Source organism: Amycolatopsis sp. NBC_01307 (assembly GCF_035975215.1).
Taxonomy (GTDB): Bacteria; Actinomycetota; Actinomycetes; order Mycobacteriales; family Pseudonocardiaceae; genus Amycolatopsis.
In genome coordinates this window covers 958774-981626 of record NZ_CP108403.1, presented here as the reverse complement: position 1 = coordinate 981626, position 22853 = coordinate 958774, and the positions used below count along the sequence as shown (strand labels likewise).

Sequence of the window (22853 nt, the reverse complement as noted above, 5' to 3'; positions counted from 1 at the left end):
TGCCCGTCATGACATCCCCAGCTCGTTGTCGATGAATTCGAGGAGTTCGTCCGCGCTCGCGTCGCTCAGCTGCTGCGCGGCGGTCACCTTCGGCTCGCCGGCGCGGCGGTCGTTCCAGCGCGCCAGCACCGCCTGCAGCCGGGCGGCGACCGCGCCGTGCAGATCGTCCACTCCGGACGGAACGTCGGCGGTGGCCAACGCCGTCTCCAGGCGTTCCAACTCGTGCAGCAGCGACGAACCGGCGTCCGGGGCCAGCCCGGCCAGCAGGTGCGCGGCCAGCGCGGACGGTGTCGGGTAGTCGAAGACCAGCGTCGCCGGCAGCCGCAGCCCGGAGGCGGTGGCGAGCCGGCCGCGGAGTTCGACCGCGGTCAGCGAGTCGAACCCGAGCTCGCGGAACGCCCGGTTCGGGCCGACCTGCTCGACGCCGTCGGTGTGGCCCAGCACGGCCGCGGCCTCCCGCCGGATCGCCCCGGTGAGCGCGTCCTGCCGCTCGGACGCCGGAGCGTCCGCGAGCAACCGGCTGAAAGCGGTTTCGCCGACGGCAGCCGGTTCTTCCGCCGGGGCCATGGCTTTCGCCGCCTCCGGCACACCGGTCAGCAGCGGCCGCGCCCGGCTCACCGCGAACGCCGGAGCGAACCGCGCCCAGTCGACGTCGGCGACGGTGAGCTGCGGGTCGCCGTCCGCGAGGGCCTGGCCGAGCGCGGTGATCGCCGCGTCCGGCGCGATCGCGGGCAGGCCGCGACGGCGGAGGTGCTCTTCGGGTGCGCCCTGCGCCATGCCGCCGTCGGCCCACGGACCCCACGAGACCGCGGTGGCCGCCAGGCCCCGGGCGTGCCGGGACGCGGCGAGCGCGTCGAGGCTCGCGTTGGCCGCCGCGTAGGCCGGCTGGCCGCCACTGCCCCAGATCCCGGAGATCGAGGAGAACAGCACGAACGCGTCGAGCGGGGTGTCGCCGAGCAGCTCGTCCAGGTGCCGCGCGCCGGCCACCTTCCCGGCCAGGACCTGCGCGAACAGCGCCGGCGTGACCTCGGGCAGCGGCACCGGGACGTCCAGACCGGCAGCGTGCACGACGGCATTGGGCGGGTACTCGGCGACCAGCTTCGCCACGGCGTCGCGGTCGGCGACGTCGCAGGCGACCACGCTCACCCGGGCGCCCAGCTCGGTGAGCCCAGCGGTCAGTTCGGCGGCGCCGGGTGCGTCCGCGCCCCGGCGGCTGGTCAGGACCAGGTGCTCGGCGCCGCTCTTCGCCAGCCACAGCGCGACCCGGGCACCGAGGGCGCCGGTGCCGCCGGTGACCAGCACCGTGCCACGCGGGGTCCAGGTACCGGTGCCGGTGCGCGGCCGCCGTTCCAGCCGGCGGGCCAGCGTCCCGGACGACCGGATCACGACCTGGTCCTCCCCGTCGCGATCACCTGCGAGCACCGCGGCCAAGCGGGTCGCCGCGCGCTCGTCGAACCGCTCCGGCAGGTCGACCAGACCGCCCCAGCGCTGCGGGTACTCCAGCGCGACGACCCGGCCGAGGCCCCAGACCTGCGCCGGTTCCGGCCGGTCGACGCCGTCGCGGGTGACGATCCACAAAGGAGCAACGAGTCCGATTTCAGCCAGGGCTTGGACAAGCGTGACCGTGCCGGCCACCGCCGTGGGCAGCACCGGGTGCTCCGGGTGCGCGCCCCCGGCGGTGCCGAGCAGCGAAAGCACCCCGGCGAACTCGTGTCCGGCGGTGGCGAGCAGCAGCTGGTCCGCGAACGCCGCGTGCGGGTCGACGTCGATGCCGACGACCTTCGCGCCGTGCGTTTCCAGCGCGTCGGCGATCGAAGCGGTGCGCTCGTCGCCGGGCACGCCGACGACCAGCCACGTCCCCTTGAGCATCGGCGAGGCGCTGGTCTCGAACGGGACCCAGCGGACGCCGTAACGCCAGGAGTCCACGATGGACTGTTCCCGGCGGCCTTCGTGCCACTCGGTCAACGCGGGCAGTGCTTCCTGCAGTGCGTCCGCGGGGAACCCCGGCAGTGTCGACAAGTCACCCTGGCGCACGGCCGTCCAGAACTCGTCGTCGCCCGCGGAAGCCTTTTCCGGAGCGGGCGCGGCCGTGGGCCAGAAGCGGGCGTGCTGGAACGGGTAGGTCGGGAGGTCGACCGGGCGCGGCGTGGTGCCGGCGAAGACGACGTCCCAGTCCGGGGCGAACCCGCGGACGTAGAGCCTGGCCAGGGCCGCGGCGAACGCGTCGGCCTCGGGCCGGTCGCCGCGCAGGGCCGGCGTCACGACCGGGTCCTCGGTCACGCCGGTGAACGACTCGGCGGCCATCGCGCTGAGCACGCCGTCCGGGCCGATCTCGGCGAACGTCGTCGCGCCGGCCGTCTCCAGGGCGCGGACCGCGTCCGCGAAGCGCACCGCCTCGCGGACCTGGCCGACCCAGTAGTCCGCGCCGAGCTCGGTCGCCAGCTCACCGGTCACTGTGGACACCAGCGGGATCCGCGGCGACGCGTAGGTGACGCGTTCGGCGACGGCCCGGAACTCCGCCAGCATCGGGTCCATCCGCGGTGAGTGGAAGGCGTGGCTGACGGTGAGCCGCCGGGTCTTGCGCCCGGTGGCCCCGAATCCGGCGGCCAGGTCCAGTACAGCCTGCTCGTCGCCGGACACGACCGTCGCTTGTGGACCGTTGACCGCGGCGATCGCGACGCCGCCGGTGAGCAGCGGCACGACCTCGTCCTCGCTCGCCTGGATCGCGACCATCGCGCCACCGGACGGCAGGGCCTGCATCAGCCGGCCGCGGGCTGCCACCAGCGCGGCCGCGTCGCCCAGGTCGAACACCCCGGCGACGTGCGCGGCAGCCAGTTCGCCGATGGAGTGCCCGGCGACGAAGCCGGGCGTCACGCCGAGGCTCTCGAGCAGCCGGAACAGCGCGACTTCGAGGGCGAACAGCGCGGGCTGGGTGTAGCCGGTGTGGTCGAGCAGCGCCGCGTCGTCCGAGCCGGGCGCGGCGAACACGACCGTCCGCAGTGGACGATCCAGGTGCTGGTCGAGGTGAGCGCAGACGGCGTCGAACGCGGTCGCGAACGCCGGGTGTGCCGCGTACAGCTCGCGGCCCATCCCGGCACGCTGCGCGCCCTGCCCGGTGAACAGGAACGCCAGCGCCCCGTTGCCGACCGTGCCCTCGACCAGGCCGGGTGCGGCGGCACCGGCGGCGAGCGCGGCCAGCGCCGCGAGCCGCGTCTCCTGGTCCGGTGCGACGATCATCGCGCGGTGCTCGTGCGCGCCGCGCCGGGTGGCGAGAGCGTGCGCGAGGTCCAGCGGATCGACGTCGGCGGCCAGTTCGGCAGCCCTGGCCCGCAGCGCCGGGGCACTGCGCGCGGACAGCACCCAGGGCAGGAGCGCCGGCCGTGTCTCCGAGGCAGTGGTCTCAGGGGTTTCGGGGGCCTGTTCGAGGATGACGTGGGCGTTGGTGCCGCTCATGCCGAACGACGAGACGCCGGCACGGCGCGGACGTCCCACCTCGGGCCACTCGCGGGCCTCGGTCAGCAGCTCGACGGAACCGGCGTTCCAGTCCACTTGGGACGACGGCGCGTCGACGTGCAGTGTCTTCGGCAGGAGACCGTGCTGCATCGCCTGGACCATCTTGATGATCCCGCCGACGCCCGCGGCCGCCTGCGTGTGTCCGATGTTGGACTTCAACGACCCCAGCAGCAGCGGCATCTCGCGGTCCTGGCCGTAAGTCGCCAGTAGCGCCTGCGCCTCGATCGGGTCACCCAGGGTGGTTCCGGTGCCATGACCCTCGACGGCGTCGACGTCCGAAGTGGACAGACCGGCGCTGGTCAGAGCCTGGCGGATCACGCGTTGCTGCGCGGGTCCATTGGGGGCGGTCAGGCCGTTGGACGCGCCGTCCTGGTTGATCGCACTCCCCCGCACGATCGCCAGGACCGGGTGACCGTTGCGCTGCGCGTCGGACAGCCGCTCCAGCAAGAGCATGCCGACGCCTTCACCCCAGCCCGTGCCGTCGGCGGCCTCGGCGAAGGCCTTGCAGCGGCCGTCCGCCGACAGCGCGCGCTGCCGCGAGAACTCGATGAACGTGCCCGGGGTCGCCATGACCAGGACACCGCCGGCCAGTGCGAGTTCGCACTCGCCCTGCCGCAGCGCCTGGGCCGCGAGGTGCACCGCGACCAGCGACGACGAGCACGCCGTGTCGACCGTCAGCGCCGGGCCTTCCAGGCCGAACGTGTAGGACAGCCGCCCGGAGACGACGCTCGCCGCGTTGCTGGTGGCGACGTACCCCTCGGTGTTCTCCGCCGCGCCGAACAGCAGCGCCGCGTAGTCCTGGCTGTTGGTGCCGGCGAACACGCCGGTCCGGCTGCCGCGGAACGCCTCGGGCGGAATGCCCGCGCGCTCGAACGCCTCCCACGACGTCTCCAGCAACAACCGCTGCTGCGGGTCCATGGCCAGGGCCTCGCGCGGGCTGATACCGAAGAACGCCGGATCGAAGTCCGCCGCGCCGTTCAGGAAGCCGCCTTCCTTGGCGTAGCTCGTTCCGGGCGCTTCCTGGCTCGGGTCGTACAGCGTGCCGAGGTCCCAGCCGCGGTCGGCGGGGAACTCGGAGACGGCGTCGATGCCGTCGGCGACCAGGTGCCACAGGTCTTCCGGCGACCGCACGCCGCCGGGGTAACGGCAGCTCATCGCCACGATGGCGATCGGGTCGTCGTCCACAGTGGACACGGCTTCCACGACGGTGGTCGCCGTGTCGCCGACCAGATCCGCCCGCAGGCTCGCGGCCAGCGCGGTGGAGTTCGGGTGGTCGAAGACGAGAGTCGCGGGCAGCCGGACACCGGTCGCAGCGGCGAGCCGGTTGCGGAGTTCGACGGCGGTCAGCGAGTCGAAGCCGAGGTCCTTGAACGCCCGGCCGGGCTCGATCGCCGTAGCGCTGTCGTGGCCCAGCACCGCGGCCGCCTCGGCCCGGACCAGCGCGACGAGCGTCCGGTCCTGTTCGGCGCGGCCCATGCCGGCCAGCCGGGTGCGGAACGTGTCGTCGCCGGGCACCGGCCCGGCCTCGGCCGCGGCGAGGGCGGCCCGGGCCTCGGGCACGCCGTCGAGCAGCGGACGCGGGCGGACCGAGGCGAACGACGGCGCGAACCGCGTCCAGTCCACATCGGCCACGACCACGGCCGGATCCTGGTTCACCGCCTGAGCGAGCGCGGCGATCGCCGTCTCCGGCCGCATCGGCGTGACACCGCGGCGGCGCAGGTGGGCCGTCGCGTCACCGCGCGAGGCCATGCCACCGCCGGCCCACGGTCCCCAGGCGACGGCCGTGGCCGGCAGCCCGCGGTCGCGGCGTGACTGGGCGAGCGCGTCGAGGTAGGCGTTGGCGGCCGAGTAGGCGGCCTGCCCACCCGCGCCCCACACGCCGGAGATCGAGGAGAAGAGGACGAACGCGTCCACGTCGCCGGCCAGGCTGTCCAGGTGAGCCGCCCCGAGCACCTTCGCGGACAACACGTCGGCGAACGCCTCGGTGTCCACAGTGGTCAGATCGGTCGGCAAGTCGACACCCGCGGTGTGCACCACGGCGTCCACCGGGTGCTCGGCCAGCAGGGTCTCCACGGCGTCGCGGTCGGCGACGTCGCAGGCGGCGATCACGACGTCCACACCGGACTCGGCGAGCTCGTCGCGCAGCTGCGCGGCACCCGGCGCGTCGAGGCCGCGGCGGTTGGTCAGCACCAGGCGCTCGGCGCCGTTCTTGGCCGCCCAGCGGGCGACTTCCGCGCCCAGGGCCCCGGTACCGCCGGTGACCAGGACGGTCCCGCGCGGCGTCCACGACGTGGTGGCAGCCGGTCGCGGCGCCCGGACGAGACGGCGCACGTAGACGCCGGAGCCGCGGACGGCAACCTGGTCCTCGCCACCGGTGCTGTCGTTCTCGCCGTTGCGGCCATTGCCGCTGGTGCTGCCAATGCCGTCGGTGCCGCGGTTGCCAGCAGCACCGCCGGTACCGGCGAAGCCGCTGGCGAGGACCCCGGCGAGGCGGGCGCCGGCCTGCTCGTCGATGTCCTCGGGCAGGTCGATCAGCCCGCCCCAGCGCTGGGGCAGTTCGAGCGCGGCGACGCGGCCCAGGCCCCAGACCATCGCCTGCGTGGCGCTGCGCAGCCGGTCGGCCCGGCCGGTCGAAACGGCGCCGCTGGTCAGCACCCACAGCGGAGCGTCGACGCCGGCCTGGACCGCCGTCAGGGCGGCCTTCAGGCTGCTCGGCATCGCGAGGTCGCTGTCGTCTTCGGTGAGCACCGCGAGCACGCCCGCCACCTCGCCGACATCGGCGAGCTGCGCGGCGAGGGTCTTGTCCAAGGTGATCCGGACGACGTCCGCACCGGCCCTGGTCACGGCGTCGGACACGGCGGTGCCGCCGTCGGAGACCAGCCAGGTGCCGGACAGCGTGGGTTCGCCGAGGTCCGTCCAGGGCTGCCAGGTCGCCCGGTACCGCCAGCCATCCACTGTGGACTCGGTGTGCTGCTGCCGGCGCCAGGCCGACAGGGCGGGCAGGACCTCGCTGAACGGCTCGTCGCCGGTGAGCGCGAGGGTGCCGGTGAGGCGGCCGAGGTCGGCGTTCTCCACCGCGGTCCAGAACTCGCGCTCGGCTTCGGTCCCGGCCACAGGCTCGGCCGACGCCGCGGCCTCGGGCCAGAACCGACGGCGCCGGAACGCGTAGGTCGGCAGATCGACGTGGCCACCACGGCCCCCGGCCACGGCCGCCCAGTCCGGCGAAACGCCGTGGACGTGCGCGGTGGCGACGGCCGCGATGAGCGCGTCCTCCTCGGGACGGTCACCCCGCAGCGCCGGGGCGAACACCCCGCCGGTCACGCAGTCCTGGGCGAGTGCAGTCAGCACGCCGTCCGGGCCCAGCTCGAGGTACGTCGTGACCCCGGCCGCTTCCAACGTCTGCATACCGTCGACGAATCGCACGGCCTCGCGCACGTGGCGCACCCAGTACTCGGCGTCGAACTCGGTGATCAGCTCACCGGTGACGTTGGAGACGATCGGTATAACCGTCTTACCGTAAGACAGAGAATCCGTAATACCGCGGAACTCGGCCAGCATCGGGTCCATCAGCGGCGAGTGGAATGCGTGGCTGACCGTGAGGCGCTTGGTCTTCCGGTTCGCGAAGTGTGCGGCGACCGCCAACACCGCGTCCTCGTCGCCGGAGATCACCGTCGAGGTCGGGCCGTTCAGAGCGGCGATGGTCACACGGTCAGACAGATATACCGAAACCTCGTCCTCGGTCGTCTGGAGCGCGACCATCGCGCCACCGGACGGCAGGGCCTGCATCAAGCGGCCCCGCGCGGCGACCAGCGTCACCGCATCGGACAGGGACAGCGCACCTGAGACGTGGGCTGCGGCCAGCTCGCCGATCGAGTGGCCCACCAGGAAGTCCGGTCGCAGGCCCCAGTGCTCCAGCAACCGGAACAGGGCGACCTCGATCGCGAACAGCGCGGCCTGAGTGTAGGCGGTCTGGTCGAGCAGAGCGGAGTCCTCGAAGACGACCGTCCGGAGTGGACGGTCCAGGTGGGTGTCGAACTCCGCGCAGACCGCGTCCAGGGCGTCGGCGAAGACCGGGTAGGCCGCGTACAGCTCGCGGCCCATCCCCGCTCGCTGGCTGCCCTGGCCGGTGAACAGGAACGCCAGCCGGCCGCCGGACGCCGTGCCGGTGACGGCTCCGGCTTCACCGCGGCCGAGAGCGCCGAGAGCGCCGAGGGCGGCGCGCAGTTCGTCGCGGCCGGTGGCCAGGAGCGCGGCGCGGGCGGGCAGAGCGGCCCGGGTGGTCGCCGACGCGACGGCCAGCTCGGCCGGCGTCACGTGCGGAGCGGCGTCCCAGTGCGCGAGCAACTGTCGGGCCTGCGCCCGGACGGCCTCGGCGTCGGTGCCCGACACCAGCAGCGGCACCCGGCCGACCGGCTGGGCGTCCGTCGTGAGGTTCGGCGCCTGAGTGGAGTCCGGCACCTGCTCGATCACGGCGTGCGCGTTGGTCCCGCTCATGCCGAACGACGACACCGCAGCCCGCCGCGGGCGGTCCACCGAAGGCCACTCGTGGGCCTCGGTCAGCAGCGACACCGCGCCCGCGGTCCAGTCGACGTGCGGGGACGGCTCGTCGACGTGCAGCGTCTTCGGCAGCACGCCGTGACTCATCGCCTGGACCATCTTGATGATCCCGCCGACACCCGCGGCCGCCTGCGTGTGGCCGATGTTCGACTTCAGCGACCCCAGGAACAAGGGCTCGGACCGGTCCTGCCCGTAGGTCGCCAGCAGTGCCTGGGCCTCGATCGGGTCGCCGAGCACCGTGCCGGTGCCGTGCGCCTCGACCGCGTCGACGTCCGAAGCAGCCAGACCGGCGTTGGCCAGTGCCTGCCGGATGACGCGCTGCTGGGCGGGGCCGCTGGGCGCGGTGAGGCCGTTGGACGCGCCGTCCTGGTTGATCGCCGTCCCGCGCACCAGCGCGAGCACCGGGTGGCCGTGGCGGCGCGCGTCGGACAGCCGCTCCAGCAGCAGCATGCCGGCGCCCTCGCCCCAGCCCGTGCCGTCGGCGGCCGCGGCGAACGCCTTGCAGCGGCCGTCCGGCGCGAGGCCCCGCTGCCGCGAGAACTCGACGAACGTGCCCGGGGTCGCCATCACCAGCGCGCCGCCGGCCAGGGCCAGCGAGCACTCGCCGTTGCGCAGGGCCTGCGCCGCGAGGTGCAGCGCGACCAGCGAAGACGAGCAAGCGGTGTCCACCGTGACGGCCGGGCCTTCGAGCCCGAAGGTGTAGGCGAGCCGGCCCGAGACGACGCTGGCGGAGTTGCCGGTCGCGACGTGCCCCTCGGCGCCCTGCGGCGCGGCCATCAGCAGCGCCGCGTAGTCCTGGCTGTTGGTGCCGGCGAAGACGCCGACCTCGGTGCCGCGCACCGCCTTCGGGTCGATGCCGGCGCGTTCGAACGCCTCCCAGGTGATCTCGAGCAGGAGCCGCTGCTGCGGGTCCATGCCGAGCGCTTCGCGCGGCGAGATGCCGAAGAAGTCGGCGTCGAACTCGGCCACGTCGTGCAGGAAGCCGCCTTCGCGGGCGTAGGACGTGCCTTCGCTCTCGGGGTCCGGGTCGTACAGCGCGTCGAGGTTCCAGCCGCGGTCGCCGGGCATTTCGGACACCGCGTCGCGGCCGTCGGCCACCAGCCGCCAGAGGTCCTCCGGTGAGCGGACGCCCCCGGGGTACCGGCAGCTCATGGCCACGATCGCGATCGGGTCGTCGGCGTCGCGCACGGTGCTGACCGCGGTCCGCGCGACGGCCTCGCCGCCGAGCAGCAGCGTGGCGAGGTGCGTGGCCAGGACGGCCGGCGTCGGGTGGTCGAACACCAGCGTCGCGGGCAGGCGCAGGCCCGTCGCGGTGCCCAGGGCGTTGCGCAGCTCGACCGCGGTGAGCGAGTCGAAGCCCAGCTCACGGAAGGCTTTCGCGGGCTCGACCTCGGCGACGCCGGCGTGGCCGAGAACGGCGGCCGCGTGCGTGCGCACCAGGTCCAGCAGCACCCGCTCGCGCTCGGCGTCGGCCATCCCGGTCAGTTGCTGGGCGAGCTCGGACGTCTCGGCAGGCTCTTCGTCGCCGGCCAGTGCGGCGGTGACCTCGGGGATCGTGTCGAGCAGCGGACGCGGGCGCGCCGCGGCGAACGACGGCGCGAACCGCGCCCAGTCGACGTCGGCCACGACCAGCGCGGTCTCGCCGGCGCCGACGGCCTGGGCCAGCGCCCGGACCGCGAGCGTCGCGGACATCGGCTCGAGGCCGCGGCGGCGCAGCTGGTCGGCGGCGTCGCCGCGCGAGGCCATGCCGCCGCCGTCCCAGGGGCCCCAGGCGACGGCGGTCGCGGTCAAGCCGCGGTCGCGGCGGGACTGCGCCAGCGCGTCGAGGTAGGCGTTGGCCGCCGAGTATGCGCCCTGGCCACCGGAACCCCAGGTCCCGGAGATCGAGGCGAAGAGGACGAACGCGTCCAGCTCGGTCTCGCCGAGCACGGCGTCGAGGTTCGCCGCGCCGGCGACCTTGGCGGCCAGGACGTCGGCGAACTCGGCCGCGTCGCCGTCGGCCAGGGGCGTCGGGCGGTCGACACCGGCGGCGTGCACCACGGCGTCGACGGGGTGTTCGGCGATCAGAGCGGCGACGGCGTCGCGGTCGGTGACGTCGCAGGCGGCGATCACGACGTCGACGCCGAGTTCGTCTCGCAAGGCTTCGGCACCTGGCGCGGCGAGCCCGGAACGGCTGGTCAGGACGAGCCGCTCGGCGCCGTTTTCCGCGGCCCAGCGGGCGACCTGCGCGCCCAGGGCGCCAGTGCCGCCGGTGACGAGCACGGTGCCCCGCGGCGTCCAGACGTCCTTTATGGACTTGTCGGCGCGGACGAGACGGCGGACGTGGACACCCGAGCCGCGGACGGCGACCTGGTCCTCGGGGCCGGTGAGCACCCCGGCGAGGCGGGCGCCGGCCCGCTCGTCGAGTACCTCCGGCAGGTCGACGAGGCCGCCCCAGCGCTGCGGCAGCTCCAGGCCGGCGACCCGGCCCAGGCCCCACGCGGCGGCCTGGCCGGCGGCGCGGACGCGGTCGGCGCGTCCGGTGGAGACGGCGCCTTCCGTCGCCACCCACAGCGGCGCGGCGACGTCGGCGTCACCCAGCGCCCGCAGCACGTCGAGCAGCTGCGCGGACGCGGTGGCCGGGTCTTCGGCCGTGACCAGTGAAAGCACCCCGGTGATCTCGCGTTCCCAGACGGCACCGGCGATCTCGACGGCCAGGGATTCGCGGGCCGCGGGCTCGACGACGACGGTCTCCGCGCCGTAGCGGGTCAGCATCCCGGACAGGGGGTGGCCGGCGGGGGCGAGCAGCAGCCAGGTGCCGGACAGCACCGGCGCGGGCAGATCGGTCAGCGGCTGCCAGGTGATCCGGTACCGCCAGGAGTCCACTGTGGACTTCTCCTGGCCGGACCGGCGCCAGTTCGCCAGTGCGGGCAGCAGCGTCTCGGCGTCGCGCTCGGTGATGGCGAGGGTCGTGGCGAGCGCGGTGGCGTCGTCGGCCTCGACGACGGTCCAGAACTCGGCATCGTCCGAAGAGGTCTCGAACCCGTTGGGCAGCTCGACTTCCGGCCAATAGCGGCGGTTCTGGAAGGCGTAGGTGGGCAGTTCGATCCGACGGGCGCCGGCCAGGACCGTGGCCCAGTCCGGGACGTGGCCGCGGACGTGCGCCTGACCGAGAGCGTGGGCGAACGCCTGCTCCTCGGACCGGCCACTCCGCAGCACGGGCGCGAAGACGGCGTCGGCGACACAGTCCTGCCCCATCGCAGAGAGCACGCCGTCCGGGCCCAGCTCCAGGAACGTGGTGACACCGCGACCAGCCAAGGTCTGCATGCCGTCGGCGAACCTCACGGCCTCACGCACATGCCGGACCCAGTAGTCCGCGTCGAACTCGGTCATCAGTTCGCCGGTGACGTTGGAGACGATCGGTATAACCGACTGACCGTATGACAGAGACTCAGCTATACCGCGGAACTCCGCCAGCATTGGATCCATCAACGGCGAGTGGAACGCGTGGCTCACGGTGAGCCGCTTGGTCTTGCGGTCGGCGAAGTGCTCCGCGACCGCCAGGACGGCGTCCTCGTCGCCGGAGATCACGGTCGAGGCCGGGCCGTTGATCGCGGCGATGGTCACACGGTCTGACAGATATACCGAAACCTCGGCCTCCGTCGCCTGGATCGCGACCATCGCGCCACCGGTCGGCAGCGCCTGCATGAGGCGACCCCGCGCGGCGACCAGCGTCACGGCGTCCGCCAGCGCGAGGACTCCGGCGACGTGCGCCGCGGCCAGCTCGCCGACCGAGTGGCCCGCGAGGAAGCCGGGCCGGAGGCCGTAGTGCTCCACCAGCCGGAACAGGGCGACCTCGAGTGCGAACAGCGCGGCCTGGGTGTAGGCGGTCTGGTCGAGCAGCTCGGAGTCCCCGAAAAGGACAGTCCGCAGTGGACGGTCCAGGTGCGTGTCGAACTCCGCGCACACCGCGTCCAGCGCGTCGGCGAAAACCGGGTGCGTCGAGTACAGCTCACGGCCCATCCCGACCCGCTGGCTGCCCTGGCCGGTGAACAGGAACGCCAGCCGGCCTTCCCCGGCGACGTCGGTGAGGGCCGACGGCTCGCCCGCGGCCAAGGCCGCCAGCCCGGCCAGCAGGGTCTCGCGGTCGGTACCCAGCACGGCCGCGCGGTGCGGCTGCCGCGACCGGGTCGTGGCCAGCGAATACGCGACGTCCGCGGGCTCCCAGCCGTCGGTGTCCAGGTGCGTCAGCAGCCGGGCGGCCTGCTCGCGCAGGGCTTCGATGGTGTGCGCGGACAGCGTCCACGGCGCCATCGGCACCGCGACGGCGGGCGCCTGGTCGGCGGGCGGCGCCTCCTCCAGGACCACGTGCGCGTTGGTGCCGCTCATGCCGAACGACGACACGGCGGCGCGGCGCGCACGACTCACCTCGGGCCACGGGCGGGCCTCGGTGACCAGCTCGACCGCTCCCGCCGTCCAGTCCACTTGGGACGACGGCGCGTCGACGTGCAGGGTCTTCGGCACGGTGCCGTGCTGCATCGCCAGGATCATCTTCATCATCCCGGCGACGCCGGCGGCGGCCTGCGTGTGCCCGATGTTGGACTTCAGCGAGCCCAGGAGCAGCGGCTCGCCGTCGCGGTCACGGCCGTAGGTGGCGAGCACGGCCTGCGCCTCGATCGGATCGCCCAGGGTGGTGCCGGTGCCGTGCGCCTCGACGACGTCGACGTCCGAAGTAGACAGTCCGGCGGCGGCAAGGGCCTGGCGGATCACGCGTTGCTGGGCCGGGCCATTGGGCGCCGTGAGGCCGTTGGACGCGCCGTCGGAGTTGATCGCCGAGCCCCGTAGGACCGCGAGAACCGGGTGCCCGTTGCGACGGGCGTCGGAAAGCCTTTCCAGCACCAGCATCCCGGCACCTTCGCCCCAGCCGGTGCCGTCGGCCGCGTCGGCGAACGCCTTGCAACGGCCGTCCGCGGCGAGGCCGCGTTGACGGGAGAACTCGATGAACGTGCCGGGTGTGGCCATCACCAGCGCCCCGCCGGCCAGCGCCAGCGAGCACTCGCCGGCCCGCAGCGCCTGCGCGGCCCAGTGCACCGCGACCAGCGAAGACGAGCACGCGGTGTCGATCGTCGCGGCCGGGCCTTCCAGCCCGAAGGTGTAGGCGAGCCGGCCGGACACGACGCTCGCGGCGTTGCCGGTGGCGACGTACCCCTCGGCGTCCTGCCGCGCGACCATCAGCAAGGTCGCGTAGTCCTGGCTGTTCGAGCCGACGAACACCCCGGTCCGGCTCCCCCGCAGGGACTCCGCCGGGATGCCGGCCCGTTCGATCGCCTCCCACGACGTCTCCAGCAGCAGCCGCTGCTGCGGGTCCATCGAAAGCGCTTCACGCGGGCTGATGCCGAAGAACGCCGGGTCGAAGTCGCCCGCGTCGTGCAGGAAACCGCCGGTACGGGCGTAGGACGTGCCGGGGTGCGCCGGGTCCGGATGGTAGAGCGCGCTGAGGTCCCAGCCGCGGTCGGCGGGGAACTCGGTCACCGCGTCGCCGCCGGAGACGACCAGGTCCCAGAGGTCTTCCGGGCTGCGCACGCCGCCGGGCAGGCGGCAGCTCATCGCGACGACCACGATCGGATCGTCGCCGGTCACCACCGTGACCGGAGTTTCAGGTCCATTGTGGACGGCGCCGAACAGCTCGGCGTCGAGCTGCCGGGCGAGCGCCTCGGGGTTCGGGTGGTCGAAGGCGAGCGACGCGGGCAGCGCGAGCCCGGTCGCCGCGGTGAGGCGGTTGCGCAGGTCGACCGCGGTCAGCGAGTCGAAGCCGAGGTCGCGGAACGCGCGGGCCGCCGGCACCGCGGCGGTGGCGTCCGGGCCGGAGTGGCCGAGCGCGAGCGCGGCCTCCGCGCGGACGACGTCGAGCAGAGCGCGCTCCCGCTCGGCGGGGGCGAGCGGCGCGAGGCGGGTGACGAGCGCGGGCCGGTCCCCGGCCGCCGGAGTGGTGTCGAGCGCGCGAACCTCGGGCAGGTCGCCGATCAGCGGCCGCGGCCGAGCCAGTTGGTAGCCCGTCGCGAACCGCGCCCAGTCGACGTCGGCAACCACGACGGCAGCATCGCCGCAGGTCAATGCCGTGACGGCGAGTTCGGGCGCGAGCGCCGGCAGGCCACGGCGGCGCAGGTCGGCCTCGGCTTCGGCGCCGACCATGCCGCCCTCGGCCCACGGGCCCCAGGCGATCGCGGTCGCCGGGACGCCCCGGGCGCGACGCTGCTCGGCGAGCGCGTCGAGGAAAGCGTTTGCAGCGGCGTAGGCGGCCTGGCCGCCACTCCCCCACACTCCCGCGATCGACGAGAAGAGCACAAAGGCGTCGACGTCCCCGACGAGTTCGTCGAGGTTGGCCGCGCCGGCGACCTTGGCCTCGACGACGGCGGCGAGCCCGTCCCGCGTCAGGTCGGCGAGCCGCGCCGGGTCGCCCGCGCCGGCCGCGTGCACGACGGCGTTCACCGGGTGCTCGGCCAGCAGCGCGGCGAGCGCGTCGCGGTCGGCGACGTCGCACGCCGCGACGACAACGTCCACACCGGACTCGGCGAGTTCGTCACGTAGTTCGGCCGCGCCCGGCGCGTCCAGTCCGCGACGGCTGGTCAGCACCAGCCGGTCGACGCCCTCCGCGGCCAGGTAGCGGGCGACGTGGGCGCCGAGCGCGCCGGTGCCGCCGGTGACCAGCACGGTCCCGCGCGGCGTCCAGGCCGTGGTGGCGGGGGCGGCGTGCGTGAGGCGCCGGCCGAAGACGCCGGTGGCGCGGATCGCGACCTGGTCCTCGGTGCCGTCGGCCAGCACCCGGGCGAACCGGGTGGCGGCGCGCTCGTCCAGCGTGGTGTCCAGGTCGATCAGGCCACCGCCGTGCTGCGGGTACTCCAGGCCGACAACGCGGCCGAAACCCCAGGTCATCGCCTGGGTCGCGCTGCGCGGCCGGTCGGCGCGGCCGGTGCCGACGGCGCCCGAGGTGACCAGCCACAGCGGGGCGGCGACCTCGTGCGCGGCCAGGGTCCGGACCAGGTCCAGCGTCGCGGCGAGGCCGTCCTGCTCGTCCAGCGAGAGCAGGGAGACGACGCCGGTGACCGGGCCGTCGAGCGTCGCCGGGGTCAGCGGCTCGACGTCGGCGCCGTGCGCGGTGAGGGCGGCGGTGACGCCGAGGGTGTCGGGACCGGCCAGCAGCCAGCGGCCGGCCAGCTCCGGGGTCGTGTCCGACGGCACCGGCAGCCACTCGATCCGGTAGCGCCAGGAGTCCACAGTGGACCTGTCTTGGCCGCGGCGGCGGTAGCCGGCGAGCGCGGGCAGGACGTCGGCGAGCGAACCGGCGGGCAGGTTCAGGGTCGCGGCGAGCGCGTCCGCGTCGCCGGTTTCGACGGCTCGCCAGAACCCGGCGTCTTCGCTGCCCGAAATCTGGGCGGTGGCGGGCTCGGGCCAGAACGTCGTGTGCTCGAAGGGGTAGGTGGGCAGGTCGATCCGGCGGACGTTGGCGCCCGCGAACAGCCCGGCCCAGTCGATCTTCGCGCCGTGCGCGTACGCGGTGGCCAACGCGGTGGCGACGGTGTCGCGCTCCGGGCGGCCGGACCGCAGCAGCGGCGCGAAGGTGCCGTCGGCGACGCAGTCCTGCCCCATGGCGGACAGCACGCCGTCCGGACCCAGCTCGAGGAACGTCGTGACGCCGTGGTCGGCCAGGGTGCGCATGCCGTCGGCGAACCGGACGGCGTCGCGGACGTGCCGGACCCAGTACTCCGGGTCGGTGACGTCACCGGCGACGATCGGGATGCGCGGCGGGGCGAACGTCAGGGACCGGGCGACCGCACGGAACTCGTCGAGCATCGGGTCCATCAGCGGCGAGTGGAACGCGTGGCTCACGGTCAGGCGCTTGGTCTTGCGGTCCGCGAACTGCGCGGCGACGGCCAACACGGCGTCCTCGTCGCCGGAGACGACTGTCGCGTTCGGACCGTTGAGCGCGGCGATGCTCACGCGCTCGGTCAGGTGCGGGGTGACCTCGTCTTCGGTCGCCTGGATGGCGACCATTGCGCCACCTGATGGCAGCGCCTGCATCAGGCGGCCCCGGGCGGCGACCAGCGTCACCGCGTCAGCCAGCGACAGCACCCCGGCGACGTGGGCCGCGGCCAGCTCGCCGATCGAGTGCCCGGCCAGGAAGTCCGGCCGCAGGCCCCAGGACTCGACCAGCCGGAACAGTGCGACCTCGACCGCGAACAACGCGGCCTGGGTGTACGCGGTCTGGTCCAGCAAGGCGGAGTCTTCGACCAGGACCGTCCGCAGTGGACGGTCGAGGTGCGTGTCGAACTCCGCGCACACCGCGTCGAGCGCGTCGGCGAAGACCGGGTGGGTTGCGTACAGCTCACTGCCCATCCCGGCTCGCTGGCTGCCCTGGCCGGTGAACAGGAACGCCAGCCCGCCGCCGGCCTCACCGCGGACGAGAGCGGCGTCGGACCGGTCCTCGGCCAGCGCCCGCAAGGCACGCTCGACGTCTTCAGCGGTCTCCCCGGTGACGACCGCGCGGTGATCGAGCGCCGCCCGCGAGGTGGCCAGGGAGAAGGCGAGGTCACCCAGGTCGGCGTCCACAGTCAGCGCCGCCGCCTGCGCTCGCAGCGCGTCCGGCGTCCGTGCGGACAGCACGACCGGCGCCAGCGACGGCCGGGCGCCGCGTTCCGGAGCCGGCTCGGCCGAAGGGGCCTGCTCGATGATCGTGTGCGCGTTGGTCCCGCCGACCCCGAACGACGACACGCCGGCGCGGCGCGGACGTCCGGTCTCGGGCCAAGCCCGCGGCTCGGTCAGCAGCTCGACCGCACCGGACGTCCAGTCCACGTGCGGGGTCGGCTCGTCGACGTGCAGCGTGCGTGGCAGGACGCCGTGCCGCATGGCGAGGACCGTCTTGATCACGCCGCCGACTCCGGCCGCGGCCTGGGTGTGCCCGATGTTCGACTTCAGCGAGCCCAGCCACAGCGGTTCGCCGCCGCGGTCGCGGCCGTAGGTGGCCAGCAGGGCCTGCGCCTCGATCGGGTCGCCGAGCACGGTGCCGGTGCCGTGTGCTTCCACGGTGTCCACATCGGACGTCGTGAGCCCGGCCGCGCCGAGCGCCTGGCGGATGACGTTCTGCTGGGCCGGGCCGTTGGGCGCGGTGAGGCCGTTGGACGTGCCGTCGGAGTTGACCGCGCTGCCCGCGACGAGCGCGAGCACCGGGTGACCGTTGCGCTGCGCGTCGGAAAGCCTTTCCAGCAGCAGGAGCCCGGCGCCCTCGCCCCAGCCGGTGCCGTCGGCCGCGGCGGCGAAGGACTTGCAGCGGCCGTCGGTGGCCAGGCCGCGCTGACGGGAGAACTCGGCGAACGCGGTCGGCGTGGTCATCACCGTGACACCGCCGGCCAGCGCCAGCTCGCACTCGCCGTTGCGCAGGGCCTGGGCGGCCAGGTGCAGCGCGACCAGCGACGACGAGCACGCCGTGTCGACGGTCAGCGCGGGGCCTTCGAGGCCGAACGTGTAGGCCAGCCGGCCGGACACGACGGCGGCGGCGTTGCCGGTGGCGAGGTAACCCTCGCCGGCGTTGCCGGAGCGCATCAGCAGGGCCGCGTAGTCCTGGCCGTTCGAGCCGACGAACACGCCGGACCGGCTGCCGCGCACCGACCGCGGGTCGATGCCCGCGCGCTCGAACGCCTCCCACGCGGTCTCCAGCAGCACGCGCTGCTGCGGGTCCATGGCCAGCGCTTCGCGCGGCGAGATGCCGAAGAAGGCCGCGTCGAACCCGCCGACCGCGGGCAGGAAACCGCCTTCTCGGGTGTAGCTGGTACCCGGGTTGTCCGGGTCGGGGTCGTACAGCGCGTCGAGGTCCCAGCCGCGGTCGGCCGGGAACGGGCCGATGCCGTCGAGGCCACCTTCGACCAGGCGCCAGAGGTCCTCGGGCGAGGTGACGCCGCCGGGGTACCGGCAGCTCATCGCCACGATCGCGATCGGATCGTCCACAGTGGACTTGGCTACCACGGTGGCGACCGGCGCGTCGCCGATCAGCTCGGCGTGCAGGTGCGCGGCGAGCAGCTCCGGCGTCGGCCGGTCGAACACCAGCGACGCGGGCAGGTTCAGTCCGGTCTCGGTGGCCAGGAGATCACGCAGCTCGACCGCGGTGAGCGAGTCGAACCCGAGATCGGCCAGTGGCCGGTCGTCGCGCACGTCGGCCACCGAGGTGAAGCCGAGCACGGCGGCAACGCCGGCGCGGACGATCCCGGCGAGCACGCCGAGAGCGTCCTTTTCGGACGGTTGCGCGGCGAGCCGCGCACGCAGTTCGGCACCCGCACCGGACTCGGTACGGGCGGGCCCGCCGGTCAGCGCGGCGACCGCCTCAGGCAGCTCGGCGAGCAGCGGACGCGGGCGCGCCGCAGCGAACCCGGATGCGAAGGACGCCCAGGTCACGTCGGCGACGGTCACCGTGGTCTCGTCACCGTCGAGCGCCCCGGCCAGCGCGGCGAGCGCCGGTTCGGTGGCCATCGGCGGCAGGCCGCGACGGCGCAGCTGCTGCTCGCCGTCACCCTCGACCATGCCACCGCCGGCCCACGGGCCCCAGGCGATCGCGGTCGCGGCCAGACCGCGCGAACGGCGCTGCTCGGCCAGGGCGTCCAGGTGGGCGTTCGCCGCCGCGTAAGCGGCCTGCCCGCCACTCCCCCAGACCCCGGCGATCGAGGAGAACAGGACGAAGGCGTCGACGTCTCCGACGAGTTCGTCGAGGTTAGCCGCGCCGAGCACCTTGGCACGCACCAGTTCCGCGAACGCCGTAAGGGACGTCTCGTGCAGCGGCGCCGAGCCGGTCGCACCGGCGGCGTGGAACACCGACGTCACCGGATGTTCGGCGAGCAGCGCGGCCAGGTCGTCGCGGTCGGCGACGTCGCACGCCGCGACGATGACGTCCACGCCGAGCGCGGTGAGTTCGTCGCGCAGCTCGGCCGCGCCTGGCGCGTCCAGGCCACGACGGCCGGTCAGCACCAGACGCTCCGCGCCGGTGGCGGCGAGGCGGCGGGCGACCTGCGCGCCCAGCGCGCCGGTGCCGCCGGTGATCAGGACGGTGCCGCGCGGGGCCCAGGACCGCACCGGCGTCGCCGGGGCCCGGACCAGGCGGCGGGCGAACACGCCGCTGGCGCGCACGGCAACCTGGTCTTCGCTGGCGTCGGCGAGCACCGCGGCCAGCCGGGCGCCGGCACGGGTGTCCAGCTCGGCCGGGAGGTCGACGAGCCCACCCCAGCGGCCGGGCTCCTCCAGGCCGAGCACCCGGCCGAGGCCCCAGACCTGAGCCTGGGCCGGGGAGACGGCCCGGTCGGCGCGGCCGGTGGCGACGGCGCCGGAGGTGGCGAGCCAGATCGGCGCGGTCACGCCGAGGGCCTGGATCAGCTCGATCGTGGCGGTCAGGCCCGTGGTCAGACCGGGGTGGGTGGGGTCGGGGGTCTCGTCGAGCGCCAGCAGGGAGAGCACGCCGGCGAGCGGTTCGTCGGCGAGGTCGCTGGCCAGATCGCTCGCGTCGGCGAGGTTGCCGGGGAGGTCGGTCGCGTCGGCGATGTCGGCAGCCAGGCCGCTCGCGCCGGCCAGGTCGCTCGCACCGGCGAGGCCGCCAATCAAGTCGCTCGCACCAGTGAGTTCGCCAGCCAGGCCGCCTGCACCGCCGAAGTTGCCGGGCAGTTCGCTCGCGTCGGCGATTCGGCGGACCCGCGCGCCGTGTGCGGCCAGGGCCTCGACGGCCGAGTCGGTGAGTGGGCCGGGCGGGCCGACGACCAGCCAGGTGCCGGACAGTTCGGCGGTCGCCGTCGGCTTGGGGGTCCAGGAGATCCGGTACCGCCAGCCGTCCACGGTGGATTCTTCGCGGCGGCGGTCGCGCCACGACGCCAGTGCTGGCAGGACCTCGCCCAGTGACGACGCCAGCTGCGCGTTGCCCGGGTCGATCGTGGCGGCGAGCGCGGCCGGGTCGCCGCTGTCGACGGCCTGCCAGAAGCCGGAGTCCTCAGTGGTGGTGGCCGGTGTGGAGGCGCTCGGCTCGATCCAGTAGTGCTCCCGCTGGAACGGGTAGGTCGGCAGCTCGACCCGCCGGGTGCCCTCGAACAGCACCGGCCAGTTCACGGCGACACCGTGCACGTGGACGGCGGCGAGCGCGGCCAGCGCCGAGCCGGGCTCGGGACGGCCGGCCCGCAGCACGGCGGCGAACACCGCGTCCGGGCCGGCGGACTCGCGCCCGAGCGCGGACAGCACACCGTCCGGGCCCAGCTCGAGGAACGTGGTGACGCCCTTCGCGGTCAGCGTGCGCATGCCGTCGGCGAACCGGACGGCCTCACGCACGTGCCGCACCCAGTACTCCGGGTCCGCCAGCTCAGCTGCGGTGGCCGGGGCGCCGGTGACGTTCGAGACTATCGGTATAACCGGCTGACCGTATGACAGAGACTCCGCTATACCGCGGAACTCGTCCAGAATTGGATCCATCAGCGGCGAGTGGAACGCGTGGCTCACGACGAGCCGCTTGGTCTTGCGGCCCAGGTCGGTGAAGTGTGCCTCGACTGCCAGCACCGCGTCCTCGTCACCCGAGATGACCGTCGAGTCCGGACCGTTCACCGCCGCAACGGTCACACGGTCTGACAGATATACCGAAACCTCCGCCTCGGTCGCCTGCAGCGCCACCATCGCGCCACCCGACGGCAGCGCCTGCATCAGGCGGCCGCGCGCGGCGACCAGCGTCACGGCGTCCGTCAGGGACCAGACCCCGGCGACGTGCGCGGCGGCCAGCTCGCCGATCGAGTGGCCGACCAGGAAGTCCGGCGTGACGCCGAAGTGCGCCAGCAGCCGGAACAGCGCCACCTCGAGGGTGAACAGCGCGGCCTGGGTGTACTCGGTCCGGTCGAGCAGACCGGTTTCGTCGAACAGGACTGTCTTGAGTGGATGGGCCAAGTGAGGCTCGAACGCGGCGCAGATCTCGTCGACCGCGGCCGCGAACTCCGGGAACGCGGCGTACAGCTCGCGTCCGGCGCCGGCCCGCTGGCTGCCCTGACCGGTGAACAGGAACGCCAGCCGGCCACGCACGGCCGTGACCCCGCGGACCAAGCCCGGCGCGGCGGTGTCGCCCGCCAGCGCGGCGAGGCCGGAGAGCAGCGCGTCGCGGTCGTCAGCGAGCAGGACGGCCCGGTGTTCCAGGGAAGGGCGACCGGCCGCGGCCGAGAACGCGACGTCAGGGAGCCCCAGCTCGGGGCGCGCGGTCAGGTGGGTGACGAAATCCCCGGCGAGTGCGCGCAGGGCCTCCGCGCTGCGGGCGGACACCAGCACCGGCAGCGGCGACGGCAGCGGGCGCGGCGGGATGACGACGACCTCGGCGTCCTCGGACTCCGAAGCGACCGGTGCGGGCGGCGCCTCTTCCAGGATCGCGTGCGCGTTGGTCCCACTGATTCCGAAACCGGAGACCGCGGCGCGGCGGGGACGTCCGGTCTCCGGCCAGTCGCGTTCCTCGGTGAGCAGCTCGACCGCGCCCGAAGCCCAGTCGACGTGCGGGGTCGGCTCGTCGACGTGCAGGGTGCGCGGCATCTTCGCGTGCCGCAACGCCTCGACCAGCTTGATCACGCCGCCGACGCCGGCCGCGGCCTGGGCGTGGCCCAGGTTCGACTTCAGCGAGCCCAGCCACAGCGGCAGCCCCGGCTCGCGCTCCTGACCGTAGGTGGCGAGCAGCGCCTGCGCCTCGATCGGGTCACCCAGCTTCGTGCCGGTGCCGTGCGCTTCGAGCAGGTCGACGTGCGCGGCGGACAGCCGCGCGTTGGCCAGCGCCTGGCGGATGACCCGACGCTGGGACGGGCCGTGCGGGGCGGTCAGGCCGTTGGACGCGCCGTCGGAGTTGACCGCGGTGCCGCGCACGACGGCGAGGACGTCATGGCCGTTGCGGCGGGCGTCGGAAAGCGTTTCCAGCAGCAGGACGCCGGCGCCCTCGGCCCAGCCGGTGCCGTCGGCCGAGGCGGCGAACGCCTTGCAGCGCCCGTCCGGAGAAAGCCCTTGCTGGCTGTCGAAGGCGACGAACGTGCCCTGGTGCGCCATCACGGTCACGCCGCCGGCCAGTGCCATCGAGCACTCGCCGGTGCGCAGCGCGTGCACCGCCAAGTGCAGCGACACCAACGAAGACGAGCACGCAGTGTCCACAGTGACCGCCGGGCCCTCCAGCCCGAACGTGTAGGCCAGCCGGCCCGAGACGACACTGGTCGCATTGCCGGTGAGCAGGTGCCCCGCGAGCCCCGCCAGCTCCGCGCCGCTGCCCGCGCCGTACTGCGAAGACGCCGCGCCGATGAAGACGCCGGTGTCCGAGCCGCGCACGGCGTCCGCCGGGATGCCCGCCCGCTCGAACACCTCCCACGCGACCTCGAGCAGGACGCGCTGCTGTGGGTCGACGGCCAGCGCCTCGCGCGGGCTGATGCCGAAGAACCCGGCGTCGAACTTCGGTGCTTCGTAAAGGAATCCGCCCTGCGGCACCCGCCCGCCGGGGCCGGGCTCGAGCTGCCAGCCGCGGTCGCCGGGGAAGTCCGAGATCGCGTCACCGCCGGTCGTGACGAGCTCCCACAGGTCCTCCGGGCTGCGCACGCCGCCCGGGAAGCGGCAGCTCGACGCGACGATGGCGATCGGCTCGGTGTCCCGCTCCTCGACGTCGCGCAGCTGCCGGCGGGCGGTGCGCAGGTCGGCCGTGAGCCGCTTCAAGTACTCGAGGTACTTGCTTTCGTCAGGCATTCGAAGTCACCTCGGGGACGCGGGGGGAACGGGGGCGGGGGCGG

Annotated in this window: 1 protein-coding gene; it reads right to left on the bottom strand. The window is 74.1% G+C overall.

Annotated features, from left to right (window positions below):
• Window positions 1–6: 6 nt before the first annotated feature.
• Window positions 7–22809, bottom strand: a complete 22803-nt coding sequence (locus OG439_RS04180) for a type I polyketide synthase (RefSeq protein ID WP_326947991.1) — start codon at window positions 22807–22809, stop codon at window positions 7–9.
• Between the last annotated feature and the right edge of the window lie 44 nt (window positions 22810–22853).